Origin of the sequence: Deinococcus rhizophilus (assembly GCF_030271215.1) — a bacterium.
Taxonomy (GTDB): domain Bacteria; phylum Deinococcota; class Deinococci; order Deinococcales; family Deinococcaceae; genus Deinococcus; species Deinococcus rhizophilus.
Map to the genome: position 1 here is coordinate 1 of NZ_JASNGB010000271.1, position 2,598 is coordinate 2,598.

2 protein-coding genes are annotated in these 2,598 nt (G+C 73.3%); both read right to left on the reverse strand.

Features of this window, described 5'->3' with window-relative positions; genetic code table 11:
* Positions 1–70: 70 nt before the first annotated feature.
* A complete protein-coding gene (locus tag QOL99_RS16420; protein WP_285525394.1) occupies positions 71–1,660 on the reverse strand; it encodes a family 10 glycosylhydrolase in 1,590 nt (529 codons plus the stop codon).
* The coding region (locus tag QOL99_RS16425; protein WP_285525395.1) for an exo-beta-N-acetylmuramidase NamZ family protein at positions 1,657–2,598 on the reverse strand (942 nt) is incomplete at its 5' end. The genes QOL99_RS16420 and QOL99_RS16425, both read right to left, overlap by 4 nt.

Below are 2,598 nucleotides of genomic sequence, written 5' to 3' on the forward strand. Positions count from 1 at the left end.
CAGCAGCGCCCAGTCCGTGCCGCTGCCGCCCGCGTCGAGGCCGAGGGCAATGGGCTCCGCCGTCATGGGGTCACGGGAGCGCGAGCGGGGGCAGCGCCGTCACCCGGCGGGGCGGGGCGGTGAAGCGCTCGGTGCTCACCCCGTCCACCTCGACCAGCACCTGGCCGTTCGGCACCCGCAGGAAGCCGTAGCGCCCGCTCCCGTCCGTCTCGGTGCGGGCGAGTTCGGCACCCTTGTGGTCCAGCAGCCGCACTGTCCGGCCACCCAGGGGACCACTCGCCACCGTGACCTGACCGCTCACCGCCCGCAGATGCGCGGGGTTGGGACGCTCCCAGCCCGCCGGGCGCTCGAAGGGGCCGCCCTCGCCGCTGAGGCGGGCGATCAGTTCGGGCAGGACCTCTTCTTTCGTGCGCGTCCCGGCGTTCACGTCCCGGTCGGGCGTGCGGTAGGAGTACCCGGCCCACCCGCTGAGGCCCGCCGCCCGCGTCTTCAGGATCTGCTGGACGGTGCTGGCCTGGTCGTTGAGGTAGATCGCGGCCCCGCTGACCTGGCCCACGTCGGGGTACCGCTGGAGCAGGCCCGCCGCGAAGCTGTTCCACTGGTCAAACCACAGCGCCTGGTCGGGCACGAAGTCACGCTTGTAGTTCATCATCACGTTGAGGTCGAGGTACCCCTCCTTCACCCAGGTCAGCCAGTCCTGCCCGACCTCCGCGTAGGGGCGCGAGGCCTGGAAGGCGGCCTCGTCCGCCGGGCCTGCCCCGTAGGTGATGGTCGCGGCGTTCACGCTCACGTCGGGGCGGACCGCCTTGACCGCCAGCGCCGTCTCGCGCACCAGGTTGGTGACCTGCTGGCGGCGCCACGCGCTCCACTGCGGGTCGGCGGGGGCGGGGGTGCCGGTCGTGCCTGTCTCGGCGCGGTAACGCTCCAGCGCGGTCGGGTTGTAGCCCCACTGCACCGGGCCGCCCACCGGGTTGTAATCGGGATAGCGCACCCGGTCGAACTGGATGCCGTCCACGTCATAGTTCTGCACGACGGAGACATACATGTTCCTGATGTACTCGGCCGCGTCGGGGTGACCGGGGTCCATCACCCAGTCGGCACCGCCGCGCACCGTGCCGTCCGCCTTGTACGTCAGCCAGTTGTCGCGCCCAGTGGCCGTGGGGCCGTGCGCGTGGAAGGCGTGGCCGGGGGGCGGGGCGACCACCGCGCTGTTCCACAGGGCGGTCGTGATGATCCAGGCGTGGACCTGGATGCCCTGGGCGTGCGCCTTGGTCAGCAGGTCGGCGAGGGGATCGAATCCGGCGGGCACGGCGGGATCGTTCGTGCGCGGCATCGCGGCATGGTTGCAGTAGCAGTCGCCCCGGCGGCCCACCTGCGCGAACAGGACGTTGACGTTCATCTTCTTCGCGTCGGCGACCAGCAGGTCGATCTCGGCGGGCGTCTTCAGGCCGGGGCCGAAGGCGTCCACCCACAGGCCGCGCAGCTCGCGCTGGCCCAGGCCGCGCGGGGCCCCGTGCGGGCCGGGCGTCTGGATTCGCTGCGGGGTCAGCCCGGAATCCGGGACCGCCTGCGGGCGGCCGCCCCCGCAGGCGGTCAGGAGGAGGGGGGCCAGCAGCAGCGGGGCGAACTTCAGGGCCTGCGTCGTCGGGAATGCGGTCATGGGGAACCTTCCTTTCGCGGGTACAGCCGGTGAGGGGCGAGGGCGAGGGCCTGCTGTTCTCCCGACGCCTGCCACCCGTCGAGGGCGGTCAGGGCGGCTTCGGGCGTGTTGGGAACGGTGTCCGCCGGAACACCGAGGAGTTTCTGGAGCCAGTCCGGATTGCGGGTCGCGCCCGCTTCCTCCAGCGCGGCGAGGAGGGCCAGCCCGAGGGGGAGCGCCCGCCGCACCTCGCCGCGCGTCTCGTGAAGCTGCACGCCCGCGCACCTCTTCCCGGCGTGCTTGCTGGTGGTCGGGGTGAAAAAGGCAGGCCGGGCGGTCACGCCGAGGTCCAGGGCATTCAGCCGCCGGGCCAGGGCGTGCGCGTCCATCCCCGGTGCCCCGGCCAGCCGGAAGGGCAGCGCAGTGCCGCGTCCCTCGCTGGCATCCAGGGCCTCGACGAGCGCCGTGCCCGGATACAGCCGCACGCTCTGAAGGTCCGGGAGGTTGGGGCTGGGCGGCACCCAGGGCCGGTCCGCGTGCCAGCCGTCCGGCGCGTCCGTCCCGACCACCTCGACCGGCACCCCCTCCTCGGCGGCCAGGACGCGGGCCACCTCACCCAGGGTCAGGCCGTGGCGGAGGGGCAGCGCCGACGTGACCCCCACGAAGGAGCGGAAGGCCGGGTCCAGCGGCGGTCCCTCCACCCCGAAGCCCAGCGGGTTGGGGCGGTCGAGAACCACCACCCGCAGCGGCCGTTCCCGCGCCGAGCGCAGCACGTCCCGCACGGTGCTGATGTAGGTGTAAAAGCGCACGCCCACGTCCTGAAGGTCCACCAGCAGCGTGTCCAACCCGGACAGGCGGCGGGCCGTCTCCTGCGGGGTCAGGCCGTACAGCACCGCCGTGGGCAGGCCGGAGGCGGGGTCGCGCCCGACCTCGGGGGCCTCGCCGGGAGCGCCGCTGCC

What these genes read in the sequence shown, in the direction of transcription:
- QOL99_RS16420 (WP_285525394.1), bottom strand. Translation starts at nt 1,660, where the DNA reads ATGACCGCATTCCCGACGACGCAGGCCCTGAAGTTCGCCCCGCTGCTG.